Here is a 20,948-nt window from a genome sequence, read left to right on the forward strand (position 1 = left end):
CAAATCCTTATCAACCGCGTCATGGCGCCGCCTCGAAGTGGCCAGCCATTGCCGTGCGGTCCGGGGCCATGCCGGTGAACAACTCGAAGGCGCGAACCGCCTGGTAAACCGCCATTCCGGTTCCCGAGAGCGCCCGACAGCCCAATGCTCGTGCCCGCTTCAGCAATTCGGTTTCTTCGGGGAAATATATGATCTCAGCAACCCAGTGATGGGCCCGAAGCAATACGGCCGGAAACGGCATGCCGGGATATTTGGCCATGCCAACGGGCGTTGTGTTGACGATACCGTCTGCGGCGGCGATCACACCGGCAACATCGGTCGCCGCCAGCACATGCTTGCCGAAACCCGCCGTCATCCGCTCTGCCAGACGATGCGCCCTCTCCTCGTTGCTGTCGATGATGCGCAGTTCGCCGGCACCGAGTTCAACAAGCGCACAAGCCACCGCTGCGCCAGCGCCGCCGGCGCCGAACTGCACTATGCGGCCCAGTGAACAACGCGCCATCGCTTCGCGGAAACTCTCGGCAAAGCCCCAGCTGTCGGTGTTGTGCCCCTGGCGCGCACCGTTCGAAAAAACCACGGTGTTGACAGCACCTATCGCCGAGGCTTCGGGTGCCAGCCAGTCGAGATGCCCGATCACGTTTTGCTTGAAGGGGTGGGTGATGTTCAGTCCGGCAAAGCCCATCTTCTCGGCAGCCGCAATGACGTTCCCCAACGCATTGTCTTCCAAGCCAAGTCGGTCGAAGTCGATCAGCACATAGCTGTAGCTGATGCCAAGCCGCGCTCCCTCGCGTTCATGCATGACCGGCGAGCGGGACAACTGGATACCGCGGCCCACCAAACCGACCTGCACGGAGCCTGACGAGCCTGCGTCCCCAGCCTTGGTCTTGGCCACCAGGCGCCCAAGCATGTCGGCGAACGAAGCGTCCGAAAGCTGCAACCGTTCCTCCCTGGCCGCATGTGATACTGCTGGTCGGCAGCCTCAGCGCTGCTCTTGTGTTTGTTCGGGCTTGGCCGGTAAATGGCTGCGCCCGATTTGACGCACAATGTACGAACTGGTTAGTTTAGTCAACGACCAGGGCCGAGGAGCACGATGGACAGTGAAGTAAAGGCGGACCAGGCCAGGAACCGACGAAGAGCCAAGGGGGCGACGACGCGCACGCAGGACCCGGAAGGGACGCGGCAGAATATTCTGGAAATCGCCTCGGAGGAGTTTGCGCTGAACGGTCTGTCGGGCGCCCGCATTGACGAGATCGCAGCGCGCACCCGTTCCAGCAAGCGCATGATCTACTATTACTTCGGAGACAAGGAAGGGCTTTACCTCAGCGCGCTGGAAAACGCATACCGTCTTGTGCGCGAGGGCGAGGCAAAACTCGACATCGAGGGGCTGCCCCCTGTTGCGGCACTGTCGCGACTGGTCGAATTCACCTTCGACCATCATCACCAGCACGAGGAATTTATCCGTATGGTGATGATCGAAAACATTCATCACGGCCAGTTTCTGGAGCGCTCGGAGGCAATTCGCGAACTCAACGTCACCGCAATCGACCACATTGCGCGCATCTATGCGCGAGGCGTGTCCGAAGGCGTCTTTCGCGAGGGCATCGACCCGGTAGAACTGCACTGGCAGGTCAGTGCGCTGTGTTTCTTCAATGTTTCCAACCGAGCCACCTTCTCCAAGATATTTGGCCGCGACTTCGGCACCGAAGAACAGCTGGCGCGACTGAAGCGCAATTCCATCGACATGGTGCTGCGCTTCGCGATGCGCTGAGCAGGAGCGGCACTGCGCGGCCTTGATCCATCAGACCCACAGGCATAGTGTAAACGAACTAGTTCGTACATTATGCGCATGCGGGAGGCACTGGTGAAGACTTCGATCGCTACGGTCTCGATCAGCGGCGGTTTTGCCGACAAGCTGGCGGCCATTGCTGAAGCGGGCTTTGACGGGATCGAAATCTTCGAGAATGACCTCGTCGCCTTCGACGGCTCGCCGGCGGATGCCGGCAAGATGGCGCGCGATGCCGGGTTGGCGATCACCTTGTTCCAGCCCTTTCGCGACTTCGAAGGCCTGCCTGAACCGCAGCGCAGTCGCGCATTCGACCGTGCCGAACGAAAATTCGATGTCATGCACGAGCTTGGCACCGAGCTGATGCTGGTTTGCTCGAGCGTGTCGCCCGTAGCACTGGGCGGCATCGACCGCGCCGCCGCAGACTTCCGCGAATTGGGCGAACGCGCAGCCAGGCGCGGACTTCGTGTCGGTTATGAAGCACTCGCCTGGGGCAAGCATGTCAACGACCATCGCGACGCATGGGAGATCGTGCGCCGCGCCGATCACCCCAACATTGGCTTGATCCTGGATTCTTTCCACACGCTGGCGCGCCGCATCGACGTCTCTTCGATACGCTCCATCCCCAAGGACAAGATTTTCATCGTCCAGCTCGCCGACGCACCGGCGATCGACATGGATCTGCTCTACTGGAGCCGCCACTTTCGCAACATGCCCGGCGAAGGTGACTTGCCCGTCCGCGAATTCATGCAGGCGGTCTCAGCCACCGGCTACGACGGCTACCTTTCGCTCGAGATATTCAACGACGCGTTCCGCGGCGGGGCAGCCAGGGCGATTGCCATCGATGGCCGCCGGTCGCTGGTCAATCTGATGGACCAGGTACACCGAGCAGAGCCAGCACTGCAGGTCACTTTGCCTGAAATGCCGGATCGCGTTGCCGTTCATGGCGTCGAGTTTGTCGAATTCGCCACCGACCGGGCTGGCGCTGCCGAACTCGACCGCTTCCTGCATGGCCTCGGCTTTGGCCATTGCGGTCTCCACGTCTCCAAGAGTGTCGCGCTCTACCGGCAGGGCAAGATCAATATAGTGGTCAACACCGAAAAGGAGGGCTTCGCTCACTCGTCCTTTCTTGTGCATGGTACGTCCGTCTGCGCTATCGGGCTCAAGGTGGAAGATGCACAGGCAACCGTAGAGCGCGCACGTCTGCTGGGTGCTGAGCCGTTCGAACAGCCTGTCGGTTCGGGCGAACTCCTGATACCGGCGATCCGCGGCGTCGGCGGGAGCTTGCTCTACTTTATCGACGACAAGTCGGAGCTGTCGCGCGTCTGGGACGTCGAGTTCCGCCCCCTCAAAGGCAACGCGGCACTTCTTGCAGATGGACTAACCCGCGTTGATCACGTCGGGCAGACCATGGATCACGGCGAGATGTTGACCTGGCTTTTGTTCTATACGTCGATCTTCCAGACCCGCAAAGCTCCCCTGGTCGACGTCATTGACCCCTCCGGCATCGTTCGAAGCCAGGCAATTGAAAATGACGATGGTTCGTTGCGCCTGACGCTCAATGGTGCCGGGAACCGCCGGACACTTGCCGGCCATTTCATCGCAGAGAGCTTCGGCTCGAACGTCCAACACCTCGCCTTTGCCTGCGATGACATTTTTTCAACCGCCGCCGCGCTGAAGGCACGGGGTTTTGAACCACTGCAGATGTCACCCAATTATTATGACGATGTGGAAGCGAGATTTGGCCTTGAGCCGGAACTGGCCGACAGGTTGCGCGATCACAATATGCTCTACGACCGAGACGATTTCGGCGAATATTTCCAGCTCTACGCGCCGACCTGGGGCGAAGGCTTCATCTTCGAGATCGTCGAACGTCGCGGCAACTACACGGGATACGGCGCCTCGAATGCGCCGTTCCGCATCGCCGCTCAAAAACGGCATATGCGACCGGCGGGCATGCCACGCTTGTGATTTGCTGCATCGAACGTGCCCCGGAAACGCGCCGGTTGCCGCAGCTTGGCCCGATCCTAGCCGCAGCAGGGTTGCGTCCCGGATGGCGAGCTATCCCCACAATAAGAAACTGATCTGAAGAAACTGTCCTGGCGACCCTTCTCCGCCAGCCATCGGCACCGCGGCTTGCAACGCGACGCGCAGCCGGCTGGTGCGACACGCATTTCGCTGCTTCGGATTAACGGCATCGATGCCTTGTGAAGCTGTATCGGAGCGATGCCATCGCGACCTCAAAGGTCAGCTTTGCGGCGGGCTTCACTGCCACTTGTTCGCCTGCCTTGCCTATGATGGCTCGGGATTTTCCAGCGGAAATGCCCCCGTTCACATGGATCTCGGCCCAGGACTCGAGGATTGGCGCCGCTGTCAAGCGCGGCAAACGATGCCGCCTTCACCTCCGTGACGTGGCAGGCCGGCTTCATGGAGCGGCCATGATAGCTGACCACCAACGGCTTCTCCTTATGCTCGGCAAGCCCTGATCGTCTTGAATTGCAGGTCAACTGGCAATGCCAGTTCCGCATTCGATCGACAGCGTTGACAGGGTCGCCCCCGCCAGCGAACCATTTCGCTTCCGCGAGCGTGGAAAGCCCTGTCAAACACAATGGCGCGTAGCAGCCAAAAAGGCCTTGCGGTTATTCTAAGATACGGTTATTCTAATGATAGTAAGAATTGCCTTTGGCCGGGTTGCCCTGGCCTTGAGGGCGGGCAGCGCCGTTGTCAGGGAGGAACTAGCCTGATGGGACTCCGGACCTCCGCCGACCGATAAAGGTCCGCGGAAGCCAACCAATCGAGGCGACGGTTGCGTCTCGTGACGGCGTCGTCTCTGGCTGTCTCCCTAAGGAAATGCGGCGTGGTTGCCTAGGCGATCAGAATCGCAACAGCATAAAAAGAGGTGAGGAGTCGTCTTGGATCAGTTCTTACAACACTTAGCCAACGCCCTAATCATGGGCGGGACCTATGCACTGCTTGGGATAGGTCTCACGCTTATCTTCGGCATCATGCGTATTGTAAATTTCACACATGGTGAGCTTTACGCTTTCGGCGCATATATGATGTACTTCTTTGCCGTCGTGCTGGGACTGAACTTCTACATGGCGATCGCCTTCGCGATCTGCGCCGGCATGGTTCTTGGCGCTGCGATCGAATATCTACTGCTCCGATCCAAGCGCGGTGCCGATATCGACACCACCATGCTGATCATGATCGGCGCCTGGATCGTGCTTCAGAACACCGAAATCCTGATATGGGGCAGCGTTGCCAAGTCCATCAACTCGCCTTTCCCGATTGAGCCCCTGACTCTGGGCCCAGTATCGCTTTCCAGCGTCCGCGTCTTTGTTCTCTTCGTCGCGCTGGCTTTGATCGCAGCCACCTACGTGCTGATCAATCGCACGAAGCTTGGCAAGGCGATGCGAGCAACATTCCAGGATAGCTCGACCGCGGCGCTGATGGGCATCAACACGAGCGCGATCTACACCATCACCTTCGGGCTAGGCTCGGCTCTCGCCGCGGCCGCCGGGGCGCTCCTCGGCCCTGTTTTCGTGGTTGCGCCGGCGATGGGCGACCTGGCTTCATTGAAGGCATTCGCCATCGTCATTCTTGGCGGCCTGGGAAACATTACCGGCGCGGCATTTGGCGGCTTCATTCTGGCGTTCGCCGAGGAAATGGGAGCCAGCTACATCTCGTCCGGTTACCGCGACGCCATGGGCTTCCTCATCATCATCATCGTCCTGCTGTTTAGGCCCACGGGCCTGTTCGCCAGATCGGAGCGCGTCGGATGAGCCGTATTTTTACCCTATTGGTGCTGGCGTTCTTCCTCAGCGTTCCGCTCTGGTTGACCGACCAATATTACCTCCACACGCTCGTCGTATGCGGCATCTTCATGCTCGCGGCCATGAGTCTCAATCTGCTGCTCGGCTATACGGGCCAGCTAAGCCTAGGGCACGTCGCTTTTTTCGGAATTGGCGCCTATGTCAGCGCGCTGACGTCGCTTGGCTTCAGCGTTTCAATCTTCGCCTATCAAATCACCCATGAGCCTTGGCCTCCAGTCATCGGCGTCGTCTTGGGCGGCGCGGTAGCGGGGCTCTGTGGCTATCTGATCGGCAAGCTCGCATTCCGCGTGCGCGGCGCCTATTTCGTCATCGTCACCGTCAGCTTTGCCGAAGTCATCCGGCTGATCGCACTCAATTGGATCGAACTGACGAATGGCCCCTTGGCATTGCCCGGCATCCCGCCGCTGACGCTTGGCTTCGAGCCGATCGGCTACGCCACGCTGTGGAGCAAGGGGGCGAACTACTACGTCGTGTTGACCTTTATCGTCATCACTTACATCATCATCAAGCGGCTGATCGACTCTCCCTACGGCAGGGCGATGATCGCACTGCGCGAGAACGAGATTCTGGCGACCTCCGTCGGCATAAGCGTCACGCGCTACCTGGTGCTTGCAGCCGTCTTTGCCGGCACGATTGCCGGCGTCTCCGGGACACTTTACGCGCACTACATCCAGATTATCGACCCGATGATCTTCATGTTCCTCAACACTGTGACCATGGTGATCATGGTCATCACCGGCGGCAAGGGAACGCTTGCCGGGCCGGTTGTCGGGGGCCTTATTTTCGGAATTGCTCCGGTCATTTTGCGCAACTACGTCGGCCCGGAGGTTCAATGGATCCTCTACGGCGCGTTGATGATCCTGATCGTCTTCGTCCTGCCTGAAGGGATTGTCCCGGCGATCGAGCGCTGGTTCAGCCGAGCAACCGCTAAAAGTGCCGAGCTTGCAATGGAGCCCGGCAAAGGAGCACGTTCGTGACCTCAGCGCAGAATACCAAGGCCATCTTGAGTGTCGAAAACGTGGCGATGCATTTCGGTGGATTGATCGCGATCTCCGACATGAATTTCCATGTCAATGAGGGTGAGTTGGTCAGCCTCATCGGCCCCAATGGGGCCGGCAAAACCACTGCATTCAACATCATCACCGGGTTTCAAAGACCGACCAAGGGACGGGTTTCGTTTCGAGGCACGTCGCTTGCCGGGCTCAAACCGCACCAGGTGACGTCACTTGGGCTGGTACGCACCTTTCAGCGCACCAATCTGTTCGACAAGATTTCCGTCTTCGACAATGTGCTTATCGGTCTGCACCGGAAGACGTCCGCTCGATTGCTGGGCACGCTGTTGTCACTGCCGCGGGAACGTAAGGCCGAGGCAGAGCTGCGTGATCAGGCGTGGGAAATCCTGCGCCTCGTTGGCATCGAGCACCAGGCAAAGGAGCGGGCTTCGGGTTTGCCGTATGGCGATCAGCGACTGCTCGGCGTTGCGCTCGCCCTCGCAGCACAGCCTTCAGCCCTGCTTCTCGATGAACCCGTTTCAGGCATGAACGCCACAGAGACAGGGCGCTTCATCGAACTGATCAACAAGCTCCGCAGTCGCGGCACGACGATCCTGCTCGTGGAGCACGACATGCCAATGGTGATGCGCATTTCCGACCGGATCGTGGTCCTGAACTACGGGCGCATCATCGCGAACGGAACCCCAAAGGAAATCCAGAATGATCCGGAAGTGATCCAGGCATATCTCGGTCAAGGGGTGAAGCATGCTTGAGATCAAGAAGCTTATCTGCCGCTTTGGGAAAACCGTCTCCTTCGGCAATCCGTCCCTCAAGGATTTCGCGAACGCGATGGTGGTGCTGATCGGGGCAAATCCGACCGGGTCGTGGTCTGAACCCAAGGAAGCAACAATTCGCATCCGGACCTCGTTGCATACCCCGGTCAAGGAGTGAACACATGCTCGAGATAAAGAATCTTGTATGTCGGTATGGTAAGGTAACCGCGCTGAAAGGCGTTTCGCTGAAGGTTCCGGCAAACTCGCTCGTGGTCCTTGTCGGCGCGAACGGTGCCGGCAAGAGCACCACCTTGAGAGCAATCTCGGGTTTGGTACCGGCCGCCAGCGGCAGTATCCTGTTCAACGGCGAGGAGATCACAGGTCGAACCGCAAGCCGTATTCTGTCCCTGGGCATTGCCCATTGCCCGGAAGGACGGCGCGTCTTCGGCCAGATGACCGTGCTCGAGAATCTTGAGGTCGGGTGCTATCTGCGCAAGGACACCGCTCTCATCCGGCAGGACATTGACCACATCTTTGGCCTCTTCCCACGACTGGCCGAGCGGCGCAAGCAGATCGCTGGAACCCTCTCGGGCGGCGAACAACAGATGCTTGCGATCGGCCGCGCGATGATGTCGCGGCCCAAATTGATCATGTTCGACGAGCCTTCGCTCGGTCTCGCCCCAAACATCGTTTCTCAGACCTTTGACATCATCAAAGGTATCCGCGATGCCGGGACGACAGTTCTGATGGTCGAACAAAATGCCTTCGCCGCGCTCGATATGTGTAACCATGCCTATCTGCTCGAAGCGGGCTCCATGGTCCTCGAGGGGCCTGGCGAAAAGCTGATCAATGATCCGCATGTCCGCGAGGCATATCTGGGAGCAGGGCTGGCTCACGCATAGCTTGTGCGTTCCCAAAGCTGCAGTAGCGGATGAACGGTTGATCGAGGGGCGTCATAGAAAGCGTCCCTCGGTCGCATTGTTCCGATAAACACAACGATGCGAGTTTGCTCGCCCTCGCCTAAGCGTCGTTCCCGTTGGCTGGCTCCTTGCCGCGCGCAGCAACTCCAAGCCGACCCATGGGGCGGCCATTGCGCTGGCAACAGCACGGGCGCGCATGTCGCCGGGCAAGGCCGAGACCTCGCCATAAGGACCGCCAGCGCTGGCAGTGTTCGTCGAGCGGACGTTCGCCGCGTTTCCACGCAGCCAGCCGGGAGTTTGTCCTCCTCCGCCTAGACCGCGACAGTCTTCGATCGTCGGCGGCGCGGAAGACGCGGATCGCGATCTCCGAGCGATTAGCGAAGAGGATTTTCTTGATCGAAACCTGCATGACACCCGCACCGGAAACGCGTGCCAGTTGCAGCGTGATATCCAGGTGAATGTGGGATGAACCGGCAATGCCTGCCCACGAGGCTTTGGCGACCGCCGGTAGGCCGCGCCAGGATGCTGGTCAATCAACGCGAAAAGCGCTTGCGCTATCTTACTAATAATGGGATGATAGTACCACTGCTTGCTCGCACTCGGGAGGAGCGCAAGTTCGTCTGCCTGTTTCCAATCCTTGCAGTGATGCGCCGCCACGAAAGAGGCGGCGTTGTCGTGAGAGCGCGCAAAGTGCAGTCAAATAAGGGGAGAATTCGCATGAGTAGGCTCATTAACATCGTGAGTAAAGTCAGCGTCGCGCTGGTAATGGCGGGTGTGGCGTATGGAACTGCAGCTGCTGAAGACACCATCAAAATTGGTGTCAACGAACCGCTGACCGGCGCCTTTGCCGCCTCCGGCACCTACATCGTCAACGGCGCCAAGCTGGCAGCTGAACAGATCAATGCTTCCGGTGGTATCCTCGGCAAACAGATCGAGCTTGTCATCGAAGACAACAAGAGCAATCCGACCGAGGCGGCAGCCGTCGCGGAAAAGCTGATCACCAGCGACAAGGTTCCCATCATGATGGGTGCCTGGGGTTCGAGCCTCACGCTTGCGGTGATGCCCAAGCTCATGCAGTACCAGGTGCCGATGCTGGTCGAAACGTCGTCGTCGAGCAAGATCACCAAACAGGGCAATCCCTATATCTTCCGCATCTCCCCGCCATCCTGGGTGGAGGCCAAGATCTTCCAGCCGCTGCTTCCTTCGCTCGGGATCAAGAAGGTCGACTTCCTTGGCATCAACAACGACTGGGGTCGTGGCACGATCACGGACTTCACGGCGATGTTCAAGGAAAACGGCGTCGAGGTCGGCCTTGCTGAAACCATGGACCAGGGCGCCGAGGACATGGGTGCCCAGCTGTCGAAGATCAAAGCGTCCGACTCCGACACGATCATTGTCACGACGGGCGTCGAGCAGCTGACGCTGGTGCTGAAGCAGGTTGCAGCCCTCGGCATCACCAAGAAGATCATCACCACCGGCGGGTCGCAGAACCCTGACCAGCTGATCCAGCAGGCCGGCGCCGCCGCCAACAACACCATGCATATGGTCTTCTTTGCGCCTTGGGATGCAGCCAAGACGCCGCATCCGGACCAGTCGAAGGTCTTCATCGACGCCTGGGCAAAGGCTGGCCATAATGCGGCCGGCATGACCGAGAGCTATCGTGGTTACGATGGGATTTTCGTCATCAAGACCGCAATCGAGAAGGCTGGAAAAGCAGAGCCCGAGGCAATCCGCGAGGCATTTTGGGGTGTGGATGTGCCTACCCTCAACGGCAATGTCACCTTCACCAAGGACGGACCAGAGGGCAAGGAAAGCGGACAGTACCTCGCCAAGGGCACGCTGATCACCATCACGGACGGCAAGGTGGTCCTGCCGTCTTCCTGATAAACGACGACACCGAAAACTGAGTTTCAAGGCCCGGCGGGAAACCGCCGGGCCTTTTCATGTTTCATGCATTGTGAAGCGGGATGGCGAGGCCTGCCTTCAGCCTCTCCATGACGACGAGTGTGCGGAACTTCTTGACGTTGTGGTTTTCGAAGAACAATCGGCGCGTCAGGGCATCGTATTCGCGCATCGACGGCACCGTGACGATGAGAACAAAATCCGCGTCGCCCGTGACGTAATAGCACTGCTGGACATCCGGATCTGCCTGAAAACTCCGCTTGGCGGCATCCAGCAGATCCAGCCGTTCACTTTCGATGCGGACCTCGACGATGACTGTAATCGGCCTGCCCATTTTTGCGGGATCCAGCGTCGAGTAATTGCCGACAATGACCCCAGCATCGCGCATGCGCTGGATCCTGCGATTGACCGCTGCGGCGGAAAGATGGACCCGCTCCCCGATGATCCGCTGGGATGTCGAATTGTCCTGCTGGAGGATGTCGAGTATCGCGAGGTCGAAGCTATCCAGGCTTCCAGCATCAATGCCGCGCATGTCACCCCCAAACTTGCAAAGATGTTGCGTGCGATGTGGCTAAATCGCGCAAATTTTGAGGGCCGCGCGGACTATTCTTCAGTGAATTCGCCAAAGGATAATCCCATGCTGCTGATGAATACGCATGCCGACCTCAACCGGCCGCTCGATCGGTCCGATGCCGAAATGCTCGGGCTTGAGGCGGCCCGGACCGTGGAACGGTTCCTGACCTTTCGGCCCAACCACACCCCTACTCCGCTCCGCGCGCTGACGCAGCTGGCGAGCGAGGTCGGGGTTGCGGCAATCCATGTGAAAGATGAATCGCAGCGTTTGGGACTCGGCAGCTTCAAGGCTCTCGGTGGATCTTATGCCGTGATCCGGCTCGTACTCGAGCAAGCGAGCCGTGAGCTCGGAAGAGAGGTCGATGTCAGCGAGCTGCAAACGCCGGCCGTCAGGCAGATAGCTGAGCGCATCACGGTCGGCTGCGCGACTGACGGCAACCATGGAAAGTCGGTCGCTGCGGGAGCTACGCTGGTCGGAGCCAGGGCTGCGATCTTCGTTCATTCGGGTGTGACGGACGAGCGTGTCGCGGCCATCGCACAATTCGGAGCCGAGATGATCCGCGTCAAGGGCACCTATGACGACTCCGTCGCAGAAGCCGAGCGTGTCTGCCAAGAGCATGGATGGATCGTCGTGTCCGATACGTCGTGGCCGGGTTACGAACGCATTCCGGGGTTGGTCATGCAGGGTTACACGGCCATGCTGCAGGAGGCTTTGCAGGAACTCCCGGCCGCACCGACCCACGTCTTCATGCAAGCAGGTGTTGGCGGCCTGGCTGCAGCGGTTGCCGGCCACTTTGATATTGTTTATGGCGCCAAACGTCCGACATTCATCGTGGTCGAGCCGGACCGTGCCGCATGTCTCTACGAGAGCGGGGTTGTCGGTCGGCCCGTCAAGATCGAGCACGGGGAGCCCACCATCATGGCCATGCTCGAATGTTATGAGCCATCGCTTGTGGCTTGGCGTATCCTCAGCCGCAAAGCCGACGCGTTCATGACGGTCAGCGAGGAGAATGCCGCCGACACCATGCGCCAGCTGGCAAATCCACAGGGCGGAGATCCCGCAATCGTCGCGGGCGAGAGCGGTGGCGCTGGACTGGCTGGTTTGTTGCAGGCGCTCGCGTCCAACGAGGCCCGGGCGAAACTCGGGCTTGATGCTTCCTCGCGTGTATTTGTCATCAACACCGAAGGGGCGACCGACCGGGCGCGATATGAAGCGATCGTTGGCCGCTCGCCGGCTGAAGTCCTTGGGTCGCGTTAAGCGGCGGTGACGAAATCGATCGATGCCGCTTTTGTTGAGGATATCAGCGAGCGGCATCGACGATGGTCATTTCGCCGTCCGTTGGCGGCGCTTGCTGTGGTCCAGCAGTTCGACCCGCAAAGCAAAGCAGTCCTTGTGATAATGGATGCTTGCCACGTAGATGGCGACGCCATTGTCATCGATCAGGATAAGCCGGGAGTCGGCAGTGGGTTCTCCAAGACCGATCTCGAGCAAATTCGCTGTCTCGGGATCTGCAACGCCGATCGTGAATGTCTGGGGCGCCTGAGAAATCGTGACGTCGGGCATTTCCAGGATCTGCGGCAATGCCGCAGAGTGGGTGAAGCGCTTGCGATCCTTGTCGAAGATATGCTTCGCCAAATGCAGATTGACGACTGAGAAGGGTTCGCCGTTGTTGTACTGCACGCTTCTGAGGAAGGTATACCCCTCCGCGGGCGTTCCTTCTCCGGCCTTCAGTTCGGGAGCGGCAGCGCCTTCCTCGATGTGAACACGCTTGAGCACATTGTCTTTGAGGTTGGCGATCATTGCATCAAGATCGGTCGCCAGATTCAACCAACGGTTCTTCTTGAGCTTAAGCGAAACAAAGGTGCCGCGGCCTTGCTGGGCGTCCAGCAGACCCTCCTGTCGCAACAGGTCGATGGCTTGCCTGATCGTGACGCGCGCTACGGAGAACTCGACCTCCAGCTCCTCGAGCGTGGATATCTTGTCGCCAGGCAGCCAGACGCCGCGGTCGATGCGCTGCCGCATGACCGAGGCGACCTGAATGTAGAGCGGCGTAGGGCTGCGATCGTAGATTTTGGATGTGATGTTCATGAGCCTAATATACGGTAAATAGAACCATTTATCCAGCCCCGGTGCGATCAAACTTGGTTGTGCAAAGGGCGCGAAATGGACCAAGCCAGGCCGGCTGCACCAGTAGATTGTTTCCGCTTTTCTTCGAATCGCGGAAACTCTCTATCTTCTTGTTTTTGCGCAATTCCGGACTGAAAACCGCTGCACACTTTTCCTGGAATTGCTCTAAATTTCGGTCGACGACGATTTGACAGCTTGGCGGCTTACCGGCGCCGGAACACGCTGGCAAAGAGCGCCTTTATCCGGCCGATGATCACCGATGTGAACAGCGAGCCAGCGTCAAATTCGGCAGCGACGGCAGGCGCTGCGCCCTCGCCGGCTGAAAGCTTGGCTTCCAGATTCTGAACAAAGGCAGCGATCAATCGGTTGGCAATGTCTTGCACCAGCCCGGATCGGCTGAATTGCGCCAGCATTCCGGTCAGTGTGAACCCAACCGTCACGTCAACACGGGTCTGCCCAGGTCTATCGCCCTGTTTGACAGCATAGCCGATCAGGCCGCGCGTTGCCGAATTGCTGCGCTGGTCCTTGCCAGTGCCGCTAATGGTGCCGGTGCGTGTGGCATCGTCACGACTGACGTCTGCAACACCCTGAAATTCAGCGCTGATGGGGCCAACCTTGACCTTGATGCGCCCCTCGACATGTCCATCGACAGGTTCGCCATTGAGTGACGCGCCGGGAAGGCAAGTCGCCACCTCGCCGATGCGTCCGAAGAACTCCCACACCTGATCCACCGGGTGCTCGACCGTGAAGCTCTGCACAAACGTCGTCTGTGGCGTCCAGTTCGCATCGGCGCGCGCCGGTGCAACTGCCACAGAGGCAGCAGCCTTTGTCGGCGAGGTCTCGCGTGGCTTTGCAGCTCCATTGGCGGCAACGGCGCTGGAATGGCCGGAACCCGCCGGTCCGAGCACCTTGCGGTTGCCGTCGGCAATGGCACCTGCACCGCGTTTGCGTCGTGCCTCAATGACGCTTTGAACGGCTCGAACGATGCCGACATACCCCGTGCAGCGGCAAAGGTTCCCGCTCATGGCAACGCGGATGTCATGCTCGCTCGGGCTCTCCATCCTCAGCACGACGTCGCGTGCCGAGACCATCATCCCTGGTGTGCAATAGCCGCACTGAAGGGCGTGTTCCCGTTTAAAGGCTGCCCGCAGTTCGGTAGCGATCTCGTCGTTGTCCAGACCTTCAATCGTCGTGACGTGGGCATGTTCGCACGTCACCGCAAATGTAATGCAGGACCGGGTCGGCACGCCATCGACGAGAAGCGTGCACGCGCCGCAGACGCCATGCTCGCAGCCAATGTGGGTTCCGGTCAGATTGTGGCAGTCGCGAAGATAGTCGGCGAGATGCGTCCGAGGTTCTGCCGTTGCTGAAAGTTGCTTGCCGTTAACGGTGAGATTGATTGTTGTCATGCTGGGTATGCTCGCTCGATGGCGCGTCGCAAGGCGACGACATGGGTCTGACGATCGATCTGATCGACCATGCCAGAGGCTTCCAGGAGTTTTGCCGTGGCGTTGGCGTCAAAGCCTTTTGCAGGTTTGTCGCCTTGTCCATCACCAATGAAGGCGGTAGCAGCAGCCACAACGATCGGCTTGCTTTCTGTCGCACCGATAACGGCCCGGCTTGCACCCCTCTCCGGATCATGGAGAAACGCCCCGATCGCGTGTGCAAATTCGCCCGTCTTGCGGCAACTCTTGTAATAGCCCCAGCGGGCACCATGTCCGAGCTTGGGGATACTGACCGAAACCAGGATCTCGCCGGGACGCAGATCCGCCTCGAGCGCGCCAAGCATATAGTCCTCAACCGACATTGTACGACTACCAGCGGGTCCCGCGACCGTTACCGAAGCGCCAATGGCGGACAGGATGGAAATCCAGTCGGCAGACGGGTCGGCATGTGTCAGACTTCCGCCGATCGTGCCGCGGTTACGGACAGCTCGGTAGGCAATGCCGCTGGCGACAGACGGCAGCGCACCGTGCGTGACGTCGGGCACGCGCAAATCCTCGAAATCCGCATGCGTCACGCAAGCGCCGACGACAATCCGGTCGCCTTGATCGGTAACGGCTTTGAGTTCGCCAATGCCAGTGATGTCGACGACCAGGTCTGGTTGCACAAGACGCATATTGAGCATCGGACCAAGCGATTGCCCGCCGGCCATGACCTTTACAGTACGGCTCTCATCGCCGATGAGCGCGATGGCACCAGCGACGTCCTTGGGACGAGCGTAGTCGAAATTGACCGGTTTCACGCTACGGCTCCCTGCAGTTGCCGGGCTGGCTGGTTGTGCTGCGATCGCTGGATAGCCTCCAGGACACGGCGCGGCGTGATGGGTGATCGAAGTAGCTCAACGCCATAACCTCTTAGCGCATCGTTGACGGCGTTGCTGATTGCGGCAGGAGGCGCGATAGCTCCGCCTTCCCCGATGCCCTTGACCCCGAATTCGGTATAGGGCGCGAGCGTTTCCATGTGATCAAGTCGCGGAGCAGGCACCTCGGTCGGCCCCGGCAACAGGTAGTCCGCAAAAGTCGACGCCAGCGGCTGCCCGGACGCGTCGAAATTCATTTCTTCGTAAAGAGCAGTGCCGATGCCCTGGGCCAACCCGCCGTAGATCTGGCCATCGACCACCATCGGATTGATCAGCTTGCCGCCATCCTCGACAATGACATAGTCGAGGATCTCGATGTCACCCATTTCAGGATCGACGGCGACGACCACCGCGTGGGCAGCGTAACTAAAGGTGCCGGAATCGCGCTGCGGCTTGTAGCCGATGGTCACTTCCAATCCGCGCGGATCGACGCCGGCCGGCAGGTCCTGGGGTCGACGATACCAGGTGTGGGCGATCTCCTCGATGGTGACGCTGCCATTGGCGCCATGGACCTGCCCGCCGGACAATTCCAAAGAGTCGACTTCTGTTTGCAGAAGGTGCGCTCCGATCTTTTTGATCAGGCCCGCCAACTCACGCGACGCCGTAGCCACGGCTCCACCCGACATCACAGCACAGCGAGAGCCCCAGCTGCCGGTCGAATAGGGCGTGTATTCCGTGTCGCCATGCACCAATTTGATCTTGCGGGTGTCGATGCCGAGGATTTCATGCGCGACCTGTGGCAGGGTGGTTTCCATGCTCTGGCCGTGCGAATGCGCCCCGATCCGGAGTTCAAGTCCGCCATCGGGTGTCATACGCGCGGTCGCCTGCTCATGGCCCGGCACCATCGGAATGCCCCAGCCAGCATAGACGGATGTGCCGTGGGCTCCCTGCTCGCAATAGACCGAGTGCCCGACGCCAATCAGCCGGCCGTCTGCCTCCCCCTTCTTCTGACGCACGCGGATCGATGGCAGATCAATGGCCGCAATGGCCCTGTCGAGCGCTTCAGGATAGTTGCCGCTGTCGAAGTGCTTCTTGGTGATGTTGTCGAAAGGCATCTGTTCGGGACGAACCAGATTGCGCCGGCGTACTTCATGAGGTTCGAGCTCGCATTCGCGCGCAATGGCGTCGATGATCAACTCCATTGCCGAGCAGACGCCGGTACGTGCCACACCCCGGTAAGGCAGGATCGGGCATTTGTTAGTCGCAATCGACCACGTATGGCAGCGGTAAGATGGAAAATCGTAGGGCCCAGGCAGGATCGAGGCAACCTGGGCAGCTTCCAGGCATGCCGAGAACGGATAAGAAGAATAAGCGCCAGAGTCGACTGTAGCCTCGCAGTCGATACCACGCAATTTGCCATCGCGATCAGCGTAGCCAGTGATGCGGTAGTGGTGCTCTCGACAATTGGTGCCGGCAGTCAGATTCTCGCGGCGGTCCTCCAGCCATCGAACGGGATGGCCGCACCGCATCGCATACCACCCCAGACAGATGTCCTCGGGCAGCAAGATCCCTTTGTAGCCAAACCCGCCGCCAACATCCGGCGATATGATGCGGATCTGAACCTGGTCGAGACCCAGGCATTCGGCAAGGCCGTTGCGCACGATGTGCGGCATCTGGCTCCCGGTATAGAGCACGAGATGCTCCATCCGGCTGTCCCAATAGGCAACCGTGCCCCGGCCTTCCATCGGCGACATGTTCTGCCTGGCGGTCGAAATTTCGCGTGTCACCTTGATGGGAGCGTCGAGTGCCGCCGCGAAATTTACGTCGACGAAAGTCTCGAGAAAGACATTGTCGCCCCAATGCTCATGCAGCAGGGCCGAGCCGGGTTCGCGGGCTTTCAGCATGTCGTGGACTGCTGGCAATTCCTCGAGGTCGACATCGACCTGTGCAGCGATGTCTTCGGCCGCAGCCCGTGTGTCGGCTACACACATGGCAAGCAGCTCGCCCACCTGCCGGACCTTGTCATGCGCCAGAATGGGCTGCTCTGAGGCCTTGAAGCCTTGCAAGCCCGAAACCGCAACGATCGGTTTCACCCCTTTCAAGTCAGCCGGCAGCACGACCTGGCCACGGATGGCCTCATGGGCTGAGACCGAGCGAATGTTGGCGTGCGCCAGAGGAGACCGTACGAACGCAACGTCCTTCATGCCGGCAAGCCGTATGTCTCCGACATACTGGCCGCGTCCTCGCAAGAAACGATCGTCCTCTTTACGAAGCAATGACGCGCCGACGCCTTGTTCGGTCATGCTGATGTCTCTCCCATTTTGTCTGGTTGGCGCCTATCCTGATAGGACAGACGCCAGCCAATTCAAACCAGATCGTATCATACTATTAATAAGATGATAGTATGAATTTAAACGCAGGGCCTCACGGTGTCGACCCGTCACGTTGTTGCGTCATCAAGACTGTACCGTATGGGGTTCAGCCAAGCATCGGCAGCAGCTGGTCGATGGATTTTTTAGCGTCGCCATAAAACATCCGCGTGTTCTCCTTGAAGAACAGTGGGTTCTCGATGCCGGAGTAGCCGGTCCCCTGGCCGCGCTTGGAAACGAAGACGGTCTTCGCCTTCCAGACCTCCAGCACCGGCATGCCGGCGATGGGGCTGCCTGGATCGTCCTGTGCGGCCGGATTGACGATATCGTTGGAGCCGATGACGATAACGACGTCGGTGCTCGGAAAATCCTCGTTGATCTCGTCCATTTCCAAAACGATGTCGTAAGGCACCTTGGCTTCCGCGAGCAGCACGTTCATGTGACCCGGCAAGCGACCGGCGACAGGATGGATGGCAAAGCGCACCTTTTTGCCGGCAGCGCGCAGCTTGCGGGTCAGCTCGCTGACAGATTGCTGGGCCTGGCTCACCGCCATGCCGTAGCCTGGCACGATGATCACGCTTTCGGCTTCGTTGAGTGCCGCAGCCACGCCGTCGCTGTCGATGGCGAGCTGTTCACCCTCGATTTGCATGGTCAACTGCTGCGGCCCACCGAAGCCGCCAAGGATCACCGAAATGAAACTGCGGTTCATCGCCTTGCACATGATGTAAGAAAGGATCGCACCGGAAGAGCCGACCAACGCGCCCGTAACGATGAGCAGATCGTTGCCCAAGGTGAAGCCGATGGCCGCAGCCGCCCAGCCGGAATAGCTGTTCAGCATGGAGACGACCACAGGCATGTCGGCGCCGCCGATGCCCATGATCAGGTGCCAGCCGATAAATCCGGCAACCAGCGAAACAAGCACGAGTTGGGCGAAGCTCGTTCCCAGAATGCCGTCGGCGCCCAGAATGCCGACACCCATGCAGTAGGCAACACCGAACGCCAGGCAGATAAGAGCTGCAGCGGCGTTCAAAGCATGGCCGCCGGGATATTTCTTGGCCTTCCCGTCGATCTTCCCGGCGAGCTTGCCGAACGCGACAATCGAACCGGTGAAAGTGACCGCCCCGATGAAGATGCCAAGGAACACTTCGATCTTGAGCACCGCGATTTCCGCTGGTGATTTGTGCGCCAGGACTGCCGCAAAGCCAGTGAAAGTCTCGGTCGCCCCAGACGCCTTTGCCGCCAACACATCCATCAGCGTGATCTCGGCATTGATGCCGATGAACACTGCGGCAAGGCCGACAAAGGAGTGAAGGGCTGCGACCAGCTGTGGCATTTCCGTCATCTGCACGCGGTTGGCCACATACCAGCCAGCCAACGCTCCGAAGGCGATCATAACCGCGGTGATATGCCAGTTGACTGGGCCGGCGGCGAATAGAGTGGCAAGTACGGCGAGCGCCATGCCGACAATGCCGTACCAGACGGCCCGTTTGGCGCTTTCCTGCCCTGACAACCCGCCGAGCGACAGGATGAACAAGATGGCGGCAACGACATAGGTTGCGGTCGTGAGTCCGATTTCCATGTCGGTTTCCCCTTACGATTTCTGGAACATGGCGAGCATTCGCCGGGTGACGAGGAAGCCGCCGACGATGTTGATCGTGGCGATCAGCACGGAAACGGCCGACAGGACGACAACCCACTGGGAGCCAAGTCCGATCTGCAGCAACGCGCCCAGAATGATGATGCCGGAGATCGCGTTGGTGACAGCCATCAGCGGCGTGTGGAGCGAATGGCTGACGTTCCAGATCACCTGGAAGCCGACAAAGCAGGCAAGCACGAAAACGATGAAGTGGCCGAGGAAACTTGGCGGCGCGAACAGGCCGATGATCAGCATCAGCACCGCGCCAATGCCGAGCAGCGCAAACTGCGAGCGGGTCTGCGCCCGGGAATCCGCCAGTTCCTTGGCGCGCTTTGCCTCGACTGTGAGTTCCTTTGTCTTTTCCTTGGGTTTCTGCGCCGCAATGGCGGCAATCTTGGGCGGTGGCGGCGGGAAGGTGATCGACCCGCCATGCGCGACGGTTGCGCCACGGATGACGTCATCTTCCATATTGTGCTTGATGACGCCGTCCTTGCCGGGCGTGAGATCGGTCAGGAAATGACGGATGTTGTTCGCATAGAGTTCCGACGCCTGCGCGCCCATGCGACTTGGGAAATCGGTATAGCCAACGACAGTGACGCCGTTGTCGGTGACGATCTTTTCGTTGGGCACGGTCAGATCGCAGTTGCCACCACGCTCAGCTGCCAGGTCGATGATCACCGAGCCCGTCTTCATCGCGGCCACCATATCGGCGGTCCAGAGTTTTGGCGCATCGCGGCCGGGGATCAACGCGGTTGTGATGACGACGTCGACATCCGGAGCTTGAGAACGAAACAGTTCAAGCTGCTTGGCGCGGAACTCCGGGGATGACGGCGCGGCATAACCGCCCGTGGCAGCCCCGTCCTGGATGTCGGAAAAATCGAGGAACAGGAACTCACCGCCCATCGATTCGATCTGCTCGGCCACCTCCGGGCGCACGTCGAAAGCCCGCACGATCGCACCGAGGCCACGTGCCGCTCCGATTGCCGCAAGCCCCGCCACGCCGGCACCAATCACCAGGACCTTGGCCGGCGGCACCTTGCCGGCGGCCGTGATCTGACCGGTGAAGAAACGGCCAAAGTTGTTGGCCGCTTCGATCACCGCGCGATAGCCGGCAATGTTGGCCATTGAAGACAGCGCATCCATCTTCTGCGCGCGGCTGATGCGTGGAACCATGTCCATGGCGACCGCCGTGACGGCCTGCTTTTCCGCAAGTTTCAGCAGTGCCGCGTTTTGCCCCGGATAGAAGAAGGAAATCAGCGTTTGGCCGATCTTCAGCCGCTTGAGTTCCACCTCGGTCGGCTGACGCACCTTGACCACGACGTCGACGGCCTTGACGAGATCGGCTGCCGACTTCTCGATTGCGACGCCGGCCTTGATGTAATCAGCGTCGCTGAAGCCTGACGCCTTGCCTGCGCCGGCTTCCATGAAGACCTTATGACCGAGTTTCGCCAGATGCACCGCCGACGACGGTGTTACCGCCACGCGCGTCTCTCCCGCAAACGTCTCTTTTAATGCGCCGACCTTCATGGTGCCATAACTCCTCCGGCGCCTTTCCCGGCGCGTGATTGGTCAATTGTTGCGAAGCGCATAGGTGCATCTCCGATACAGCGAAGCTGGATTTGAGCCGCCAGCTTGAACTGGCTGAACAGTTCAGGCGGAGCATCGTCGTCATACACTCGAGTTTGGTGGCCAAGCCGAGCTTGACAGGACCGTGCGTCAGGCTCTTCGCAAAGT

General features: G+C 59.6%; 17 protein-coding genes. 9 read left to right on the forward strand and 8 right to left on the reverse strand.

What is annotated here, in order from left to right; translation table 11 throughout:
* Window positions 1-19: 19 nt before the first annotated feature.
* Complete coding sequence (locus tag IHE39_RS27155) at window positions 20-937, reverse strand: shikimate dehydrogenase (protein ID WP_246485651.1); 918 nt, start codon at window positions 935-937, stop codon at window positions 20-22.
* Between the two features lie 153 nt (window positions 938-1,090).
* Between IHE39_RS27155 and IHE39_RS27160 the strand changes: the two genes are divergently transcribed.
* The 8 genes from IHE39_RS27160 (at window position 1,091) to IHE39_RS27195 (ending at window position 10,188) form a co-directional block, all read left to right on the forward strand.
* On the forward strand, window positions 1,091-1,768 hold the full coding sequence (locus IHE39_RS27160) for a TetR/AcrR family transcriptional regulator (RefSeq protein ID WP_192568685.1): 678 nt from the start codon (window positions 1,091-1,093) through the stop codon (window positions 1,766-1,768).
* A 93-nt stretch (window positions 1,769-1,861) separates the two neighbouring features.
* Window positions 1,862-3,754, forward strand: coding sequence for a TIM barrel protein (locus tag IHE39_RS27165; RefSeq protein ID WP_192568686.1), 1,893 nt, complete (start codon window positions 1,862-1,864; stop codon window positions 3,752-3,754).
* A 941-nt stretch (window positions 3,755-4,695) separates the two neighbouring features.
* A complete protein-coding gene (locus IHE39_RS27170; RefSeq protein ID WP_184770851.1) occupies window positions 4,696-5,568 on the forward strand; it encodes a branched-chain amino acid ABC transporter permease in 873 nt (290 codons plus the stop codon).
* The gene (locus IHE39_RS27175; RefSeq protein WP_192568687.1) at window positions 5,565-6,596 is read left to right on the forward strand and encodes a branched-chain amino acid ABC transporter permease; all 1,032 of its coding nucleotides are present in this window, start codon (window positions 5,565-5,567) and stop codon (window positions 6,594-6,596) included. Before IHE39_RS27170 ends, IHE39_RS27175 begins: the two co-directional genes overlap by 4 nt.
* 47 nt (window positions 6,597-6,643) lie before the next feature.
* On the forward strand, window positions 6,644-7,384 hold the full coding sequence (locus tag IHE39_RS27180) for an ABC transporter ATP-binding protein (protein ID WP_184770916.1): 741 nt from the start codon (window positions 6,644-6,646) through the stop codon (window positions 7,382-7,384).
* Window positions 7,377-7,562 (forward strand): hypothetical protein, encoded by a 186-nt coding sequence (locus IHE39_RS27185; RefSeq protein WP_192568688.1) that lies wholly within the window; start codon window positions 7,377-7,379, stop codon window positions 7,560-7,562. The genes IHE39_RS27180 and IHE39_RS27185 overlap by 8 nt, the downstream gene beginning before the upstream one ends.
* Before the next feature lie 4 nt (window positions 7,563-7,566).
* The gene (locus IHE39_RS27190; RefSeq protein ID WP_184770857.1) at window positions 7,567-8,286 is read left to right on the forward strand and encodes an ABC transporter ATP-binding protein; all 720 of its coding nucleotides are present in this window, start codon (window positions 7,567-7,569) and stop codon (window positions 8,284-8,286) included.
* 783 nt (window positions 8,287-9,069) lie between these two features.
* Window positions 9,070-10,188 carry an ABC transporter substrate-binding protein gene (locus IHE39_RS27195; RefSeq protein ID WP_434781347.1) on the forward strand — a complete coding sequence of 373 codons (1,119 nt, stop codon included), beginning with the start codon at window positions 9,070-9,072 and terminating at the stop codon, window positions 10,186-10,188.
* Between the two features lie 64 nt (window positions 10,189-10,252).
* Here the strand turns inward: IHE39_RS27195 and IHE39_RS27200 are convergent, their stop codons facing one another.
* Window positions 10,253-10,738: an Lrp/AsnC family transcriptional regulator gene (locus tag IHE39_RS27200; RefSeq protein WP_184770861.1), complete on the reverse strand. Its 486-nt coding sequence runs from the start codon at window positions 10,736-10,738 to the stop codon at window positions 10,253-10,255.
* A gap of 105 nt (window positions 10,739-10,843) precedes the next feature.
* Between IHE39_RS27200 and IHE39_RS27205 the strand changes: the two genes are divergently transcribed.
* Complete coding sequence (locus tag IHE39_RS27205; protein WP_192568705.1) at window positions 10,844-12,037, forward strand: diaminopropionate ammonia-lyase; 1,194 nt, start codon at window positions 10,844-10,846, stop codon at window positions 12,035-12,037.
* Window positions 12,038-12,103: 66 nt separating this feature from the next.
* On the opposite strand, the gene IHE39_RS27210 is transcribed toward IHE39_RS27205, so the two are convergent.
* From IHE39_RS27210 to IHE39_RS27235, 6 genes are all read right to left on the reverse strand, one after another.
* Window positions 12,104-12,868, reverse strand: coding sequence for a GntR family transcriptional regulator (locus IHE39_RS27210; protein ID WP_184770865.1), 765 nt, complete (start codon window positions 12,866-12,868; stop codon window positions 12,104-12,106).
* Window positions 12,869-13,110: 242 nt separating this feature from the next.
* On the reverse strand, window positions 13,111-14,316 hold the full coding sequence (locus tag IHE39_RS27215) for a xanthine dehydrogenase family Fe-S subunit (protein WP_192568689.1): 1,206 nt from the start codon (window positions 14,314-14,316) through the stop codon (window positions 13,111-13,113).
* The gene (locus tag IHE39_RS27220; RefSeq protein WP_192568690.1) at window positions 14,313-15,152 is read right to left on the reverse strand and encodes an FAD binding domain-containing protein; all 840 of its coding nucleotides are present in this window, start codon (window positions 15,150-15,152) and stop codon (window positions 14,313-14,315) included. The genes IHE39_RS27215 and IHE39_RS27220 overlap by 4 nt, the downstream gene beginning before the upstream one ends.
* Window positions 15,149-17,512: a xanthine dehydrogenase family protein molybdopterin-binding subunit gene (locus IHE39_RS27225; protein WP_184770871.1), complete on the reverse strand. Its 2,364-nt coding sequence runs from the start codon at window positions 17,510-17,512 to the stop codon at window positions 15,149-15,151. The genes IHE39_RS27220 and IHE39_RS27225 overlap by 4 nt, the downstream gene beginning before the upstream one ends.
* A 175-nt stretch (window positions 17,513-17,687) precedes the next feature.
* Window positions 17,688-19,157: an NAD(P)(+) transhydrogenase (Re/Si-specific) subunit beta gene (locus IHE39_RS27230; RefSeq protein WP_192568691.1), complete on the reverse strand. Its 1,470-nt coding sequence runs from the start codon at window positions 19,155-19,157 to the stop codon at window positions 17,688-17,690.
* 12 nt (window positions 19,158-19,169) lie between these two features.
* Window positions 19,170-20,741 (reverse strand): Re/Si-specific NAD(P)(+) transhydrogenase subunit alpha, encoded by a 1,572-nt coding sequence (locus IHE39_RS27235; RefSeq protein WP_192568692.1) that lies wholly within the window; start codon window positions 20,739-20,741, stop codon window positions 19,170-19,172.
* Window positions 20,742-20,948: the final 207 nt, after the last annotated feature.

This window comes from Aminobacter carboxidus (assembly GCF_014863355.1).
GTDB lineage: Bacteria > Pseudomonadota > Alphaproteobacteria > Rhizobiales > Rhizobiaceae > Aminobacter > Aminobacter carboxidus.